The sequence below is a fragment of the Salinigranum sp. genome, from assembly GCF_041641895.1.
GTDB lineage: Archaea > Halobacteriota > Halobacteria > Halobacteriales > Haloferacaceae > Salinigranum.
Map to the genome: position 1 here is coordinate 1 of NZ_JBEPXO010000128.1, position 6746 is coordinate 6746.

At 69.4% G+C, this 6746-nt stretch carries 7 protein-coding genes; 3 read left to right on the top strand and 4 right to left on the bottom strand.

The window, feature by feature from the left end:
* The first annotated feature begins 157 nt into the window (after positions 1-157).
* Positions 158-559 carry a helix-turn-helix domain-containing protein gene (locus ACESK5_RS18375; protein WP_372913034.1) on the top strand — a complete coding sequence of 134 codons (402 nt, stop codon included), beginning with the start codon at positions 158-160 and terminating at the stop codon, positions 557-559.
* A 108-nt stretch (positions 560-667) separates the two neighbouring features.
* Here the strand turns inward: ACESK5_RS18375 and ACESK5_RS18380 are convergent, their stop codons facing one another.
* The gene (locus ACESK5_RS18380) at positions 668-1012 is read right to left on the bottom strand and encodes a carboxymuconolactone decarboxylase family protein (protein WP_372913035.1); all 345 of its coding nucleotides are present in this window, start codon (positions 1010-1012) and stop codon (positions 668-670) included.
* 77 nt (positions 1013-1089) lie between these two features.
* Complete coding sequence (locus ACESK5_RS18385; RefSeq protein WP_372913036.1) at positions 1090-1656, bottom strand: DUF1684 domain-containing protein; 567 nt, start codon at positions 1654-1656, stop codon at positions 1090-1092.
* 275 nt (positions 1657-1931) lie between these two features.
* Here ACESK5_RS18385 and ACESK5_RS18390 point away from each other — a divergent pair, with 275 nt between their 5' ends.
* A complete protein-coding gene (locus ACESK5_RS18390; protein WP_372913037.1) occupies positions 1932-2198 on the top strand; it encodes a hypothetical protein in 267 nt (88 codons plus the stop codon).
* A 249-nt stretch (positions 2199-2447) separates the two neighbouring features.
* On the opposite strand, the gene ACESK5_RS18395 is transcribed toward ACESK5_RS18390, so the two are convergent.
* Together ACESK5_RS18395 and ACESK5_RS18400 are read right to left on the bottom strand one after the other, a co-directional pair.
* Complete coding sequence (locus ACESK5_RS18395) at positions 2448-3470, bottom strand: calcium/sodium antiporter (RefSeq protein ID WP_372913038.1); 1023 nt, start codon at positions 3468-3470, stop codon at positions 2448-2450.
* A 102-nt stretch (positions 3471-3572) separates the two neighbouring features.
* Positions 3573-4988 (bottom strand): FAD-binding oxidoreductase, encoded by a 1416-nt coding sequence (locus ACESK5_RS18400; protein WP_372913039.1) that lies wholly within the window; start codon positions 4986-4988, stop codon positions 3573-3575.
* Between the two features lie 237 nt (positions 4989-5225).
* Here ACESK5_RS18400 and ACESK5_RS18405 point away from each other — a divergent pair.
* Positions 5226-6746 (top strand): DASS family sodium-coupled anion symporter (locus ACESK5_RS18405; RefSeq protein WP_372913040.1); only part of this gene is annotated, 1521 nt, incomplete at its 3' end.

Genomic DNA, 6746 nt, shown 5'->3' on the forward strand with positions numbered 1-6746 from the left:
TCTCTATCTGGCGCTCTCGACAGATTTAGTAGCCGATTTCGGGCTCGCCCTCCGTCCGTCCGTTCCCCTCTCTACCCGTTCCCCTCTCAGCTGTCTGTTACAGTCGTTCGAATATTGCACAACACTTTTTCGCCCGGAGCCCGTACCACCGGACACGATGCCGGACTCGATGTACGACCAACTCACCCAGGACCTGACGTGCGAGAGCCTCCTCGAGTGCTTCCACGGGCTCAAGGCGCTCGACCGGTCGGTGTTCGGCGTGCTCGCCCGACGTGACGAACCGCTCACTGTCGACGAGGTCGCCGACGCGGTCGACCGCGAGCGGTCGACGGCGTACCGCTCGGTGCAGCGACTCTGTGACGCGGGTCTCGTCGACAAGACGCAGGTGAACTACCCCGACGGCGGCTACTACCACGTCTTCGAACCGGCCGAGACCGACGCCGTCGCCGACCGGATGCAACGCATGCTCAACGACTGGTACGCCGAGATGGGTCGCCTCATCGGCGAGTACCGCGAGAAGTACGAGGACGCGCCCGCCACCGTCGCAGCCGAGCGGTAACGCCCGACTCCGACCCCGGCTCTGACCTCTCCTTCCTGCTTCGTTCCTCCGCGTCCCGACCCGGCGAGGAACGGCCGGAGCGTGGGGTCTGTGCGCCGACCGAGGCGGCTACTCGGCCCGTTCCTCCTCGAGTGCGCACAGGACCTCGTAGGCGTCGACCGCGTACGTCATCGCGGGACCGCCACCCATGACGACGGCGATCTTCAGCGCGTCGACGACCTCGTCGTGTGTCGCACCCGCCTCCAGCGCCGCGTCCGTGTGCCACAGGATGCAGTGTTCACACCGGACCGCGACCCCGATGGCCAGCGACATGAGTTCCTTCGTCTTGTTGTCGAGGACGTTGGTCCCCTCGGCGGAGTGGATGAACCCCGCGAACTGCTCTAGCTCCGGCGCCTCCTCCATGAGGTCGCCCATCGTTCCCTTGAACTCGTTCAGTTGCTCTGTGTAGGACATCGGACTGATATTGGGACGATGGCACAATTAAGCGATACGACGGTCCTCAGTTCCTAAGAACGCAGCCGCGACGTTGCTCACTCCTCGTGCCCGGGGAAGGCTCGTTCGCCCGCCTCGATTCTGACGTCGAGCCAGTTCTCCATCGGGACCAGCGGGCACTCGTAGGCGGGGTTGTACGCACACGTCGGGTTGTACGCCCGGTTGAAGTCGAGCACCCACCGTCCGTCGACGTGGTGGTGGTCGGGTTCGAGGTCGAGATACCGTCCCGCGCCGTACGTCTCCTCGCCGCTGGTCTCGTCGCGGAACGGGACCCACAGTCGGTCGCTCCCGTCCGCGGGGCGGTACGCCTGGAGCGTCACGTCCTCGTCTCCGACCTCGAAGCGGAACGCGCCCCACCGCAGGTAGGTCCGCTCGCCCTCCGCGGACGTCCCGACGGTCACCTCCTCGACGTCGTCGTGTTCGTGTAACGGGAGTTCGTACCGGTACGCCGGGTCCGGGTCGTAGTAGTCCAGCCCCGGGAACGACTCGCCGGTGAGTTCCGGCGGGAGCGGTGATCGGGGTCCCTCGCGGAAGAACCGCTCCTTCTTCGCCCGTTCCTGTTCGACCGCGTCCCGCCAGCCGGCCGGTGTGTCTGTGGTACTCATGGTAGTACAGTGGAGTGTCGAGTGGTATCAGTCGTTCGCCCGGGGAACGGCCTCGTTCCCCGTCTGATATTGTGTGCTATACACACTACAATCTTCCGGGTGGACGAGGTTGCGGGGCCGACGAGCGGTCGCTCCCTCGGCGACTGGCTGGACCACGAGACCCGCACGACCGACGCCGCTCCCGGCGCTGCTCGCGACGTTCGGACGGCCGTCGTCGCGTTCAGTACTGTTCCGAGTTCGACATACTGACCGACGACGAACCCGTACGGCCGGCTATGTTCGGACGCGCGAACTGTCGGAGGCTCGGAGCCGTCTGGGCGATCGCACAGGGACTGTTCGCCCTCGTCGCCCCGCGCTGGAGCGTCGAGGTCACGAAGCGACTGCTGGAGACGAACTACGAGAACGCGGACGAACTCGAACCGAGGCCGGCGTACCTGCGACAGGTGCGTGCGCTCGGGATCGGGCTGGCCGCGGCCGGTCTCGCGAACGTCGCGATGGACGTCGTCGCCGAGCGCGACGCGGACGGCGATGTGGCCGAATAGCGTCTCCGACTGGCCGGGCGCGACGCGGTCCCGTCGTCCCGTCGTGCGGGGCGTGGCACGTCGGTCGACCGGTGACGCCGCCCGCCCCGGCAGGCGGATTCAGCACCCTCGGCTGTGCCTCCGGTGACGTACTACGGACAGCCGCCGCGTTCTCGGTCGAATCCTTCTCCATACTGGGTCCCGACGGGACCGTCGACGAACCGCGCGTCCCCGGCGGTGTCGGGTGTCGAACGCGTACTCATGGCCGAATCACCCGACCAGCCCCAAGAGGCCAAGCACCCACCGGCCCACCTCGGAGGCGGCGAACAGCGCGCCTTCGGGACGCGAGAGCTGTCGGCCCGTCCACAGCGCCGCGACCATCACGACTGCCACGACGAGCAGCCACGCGACGCTCTCGAGGACGACCGGGGGGAACGAGAGCGGTCGGACCACGGCCGCCACCCCCATGATGCCGAGCAGGTTGAACACGTTGCTCCCGACGACGTTGCCGACGGAGACGCCGAGGCGGCCCCGGCCGATGGCGACCAGCGAGACGGCGAACTCCGGCGTCGACGTGCCCGCGGCGACGATGGTGCCGGCGATGACCGACTCGGAGATGCCCGCCGTCCGTGCCAGCGCGGAGGCCGCCGACACCATGAGGTCGCCGCTGACGAGGACCACCGCCAGCCCCACGACGAGAAGGATCGCGTCTCGCCCCCGGAACGACACCTGTTCGGTCAGTGCCGTCGGGATAGCCGTTTCCCGTCCCGTGGCCCCTGCGTCCGTCGCCACCGCTGTCGAGGACGCCGCCTCGGTCCCGCCGTCCGTGGCCGGGGCACTCGTTCGCAGTAGATAGCCCGTGTAGGCGACGAGCAGGGTCACGAGAAGCGCACCCTCCGCCCGCGAGACGGTCAGGTCGAGCATGGCTCCGGCGCCGAAGAGCGTGCTCGCGACGAGGGCGAGGCCGTCCCTGTGGACGAGCGACCGTTCGATGGGGACGACCCGGACCAGCGAGACGACGCCGAGCACGAACGCGAGGTTGTAGACGTTCGAGCCGACGACGTTGCCGACGGCGATGGCGCCGAAGCCCTTCAGCGCCGCGTCGGCCGAGACCACCAGTTCCGGCGTCGAGGTCCCCGCCGCCACGACTGTGAGGCCGATGACGAGTTCGGAGAGGCCGAACCGACGGGCGAGACGGACGACCGAGTCGACGAGCAGTCGAGCGCCCAGCCAGAGTCCCGCGACTGTCGCGACGAGAATACCGACCTGGACTGCCGTTCCGCCGGCGACCATGACTCGTCGGAGACGTGTCCCGTCGGTCGGATAAAAGCCAGCACTGCTCGTCTCGTCGTCGGGGTCGGACGTCCGGCGCTCCTGCCGCCTCCGCCCGCGGCCTCAGCGAGCGGGCGTGACGTTCAGGTTGCTCCGGAGCAGGTTCTCCGGGTCGTACGCCGCCTTGAGTTCCGCCAGGCGCGCGAGGTTGTCGCCGTACGCCATCTGGGCGCGTTCCTCGCCGGTCACGAACCCCGGGAAGCCGGGGTAAAACCCCTCGAGCGTCGCGTCCGACGCACGGAGGTCGTGCCAGGTCTCCTCGGCCCACGCGAGGTGGGCGTCGTCCGCGGCCGGGTCGTGCCACGTCGTGTCGATGGAGACGAGGAAGTCGGCGTCGCGCCAGGCGTACGCCGTCTCGTCCGTGGCGGCGTCGCTCACCGCGCCGCCGAGATGCCAGGCCGTCACCGCCACCTCGCGACCGGGGGCGGCGTCGCCAGCCGCCGCGATTCGGCCGACCAGGTCGTCCGACAGTTCCGAGGCGTACAGTGAGTGCCACGAGTACCGATTACCAGAGGGGAACATCTCGGTGGCAATCTCGTGGACGGCCAGGAACGGCATCGGAGCGCTGAGGTCCATCGCGGGCTCGCCTATCTCGCGGAGGGGCGCGAGCGCCGCTTCGCCGTCGGCGACGTCGCCGGCGTAGACGCCGAAGAACATCACGATGGGTGCGCCGTGGAACTCCGCCGGCACGAACGGGAACGGCGGGACGAACGTCCGGAGGGCCATCGAGGTGACCTCGTCGGGGGCGTCCGCGGCGTACTCGCGGTAGCGGCGGAACAGGTCGGCGGTCGTCTCCGCGTCGGGGGCTGGGTAGGCGACCTGCACGACTGCCACCTCGGGACCGAGTTCGAAGCAGTCGAACTCGAAGCTCGTGACGACGCCGAAGTTGGCACCGCCGCCTCTGAGACCCCAGAACAGCGCCGGGTTCTCGTCGGCGCTGGCGGTCAGGACGTCACCGTCGAGGGTGACGACTTCGGCGGCGCGGAGGCCGTCGACGCCGAGTCCGTGTTTCCGGCGAACCCAGCCGATGGCGCCGCCGAGCGTCGACCCGGCGACGCCGTTGTGGGCGGCGCTCCCGCAGGTGACGGCGAGACCGTGTTCCTGTGTCACGGAGAGGACGTCGCTGACGCGACAGCCCGCGCCGACCCGGACGGTCCGCGCGTCGACGTCGAGGTCGACACCCGTCAGCCCCGAGAGGTCGACGACGAGGCCGCCGTCGACGAGCGCGCTCCCGGTGACGTGGTGGCCGCCGCCGCGGACCGCGAGCGGCAGTTCCCGCTCGCGGGCGAAGCTGATGGCCGCGGCGACGTCGTCGGTCGAGGTGACCTGGACGATGACGGCCGGGAAGCGGTCGATGCGCCCGTTCCAGAGGGCGCGGGCGGTGTGGTACCCCTCGTCGTCGGGAGCGATGACCGTCCCTTCGACGGCGGTCCGGAGATCGGCGAGCGTTGCACTGTCGAGCGTCGTGTTCATGGACATAGACACCCGAGGCTCCGGCGGACCGGAACATCAGTACACTGTCACGTTCGCTCAGTTATTAAATCCCGTATGAGACGACGGCACAGGGCTCGGCTCCTCTCGCTCGGCTCTCTTCGTGTCCCAGCGGTGCCTCGCCCGGCAGGACGGACCAGCGTGGCTCGACGGGCGACGGCGCGTGGCGACCCGGGGACGAGTATTTACCATCCCGCCGCGAGGAGGGGAGACGAGTGAGTTCAGGTGTCTCCCTCGCCCCGATTCCGACTACTCACCCTCGCCGTGGCCGTCGTCATCGTCGCGGCCGTCGCGGCCGCACCGACGCCGCCCTCGCTGACCACCGCGGGCCAGTTCGCGCTCGCGACGATGGCGTTCGCCGCGATTCTCTGGATAACCGGGGCACTCCCGCTCGCACTGACGGCGCTCTGTATCCCCCTGCTCCTCGTCGGCTTCGGCGTCTACCCGTCGTTCGGCGGCGCCGTCGCGGGCTTCGCCGACCCCGTCATCTTCCTCCTCTTCTCGGGCTTCGTCCTCGCCGAGGCGCTCCGCCACCACGACGTCGACCGGCGCCTCGCGCTGGTGCTCATCGTCCGTTTCGGCACCTCCGCGCGGGGACTCGTCCTCGGTGCGATGGTGGCGACGGCGCTCCTCTCGATGGTCGTCTCGAACACCGCCACGGTGGCGATGATGGTCCCTGTCGTCGTGGGCGTCGTCGCGAGCGTCACGCCCGTCGTCGAGCGCGACGAGAGCGAGGGAACGGCGTCGAACTTCCAGGTCGCGATGCTCCTCGGTGTGGCGTACGCGGCGAGTCTGGGCGGCGTCGGCACCCTCGTCGGGACGCCACCGAACGCCATCGTCGTCGGCCAGCTGCGCGAACTTCTCGGCGTCGAGATAACGTTCGTCGAGTGGCTCGTCGTCGGCCTCCCGCTCGTCGTCGTCACCCTCCCCGTCGCGTGGGTACTCCTCACCTACGTCGTCTACCCACCCGGCGCGTACGACGTCCGCGAAGCACGAACGCGGGCCGCAGAGCAACTCCGGGAGATGGGTCCGCTCTCGACCCGGGCGCGGCGGACCGTCGCCATCTTCGTCGCCACCGCCTCGCTGTGGCTCCTCGGCGGCTTCGAGTTCCTCCTCGTCGACTTCCTCCCCCCCGTGTGGCGCGTCACGCTCTTCGGCGGCGCCGGGACGAGCGCCTTCGGAACGACCGGCCATCAGGGGCTGTTGTTCTACGTCGTCGTCGGCCTGCTCGCCGTCCCGGCGCTCGTCGTCACCGACGCCGTCGCGTGGGACGACGTCGTCGACATCGACTGGGGGACGCTGATCCTCCTGGGCGGCGGTATCTCGCTGGCGAACGCGCTCGCCGACACGGCGGCGACGACGTGGCTCGCCGAGGTGACGCTCGGTGCCCTCGCGGGTGCGCCGCTGGTCGTCGTCCTCCTCGCCGTCGTCGCCGGCACCGTCCTCGTGGGCGAACTCGCCTCGAATACGGCGATGGCCGCCATCCTCGCGCCGCTCCTCATCAACGTCGGCCCCGCCTACGCCGACGCACTCGGCACCTCGGCCACGTCGGCGTCGGTGATGCTCGCGGTGACGGGTGCTGTCGCCGCCAGCTACGGCTTCGCCCTGCCGGTCGCGACCCCCCCGAACGCCATCGTCTTCGGCGCGGGCTACCTCGACCGTGAACACATGCTCCGCGCGGGCAGCCTCCTCGACGGCGTCGTCGTCCTCTTGACGACGCTGCTCGCACTGGTGCTCGTCCGCTTC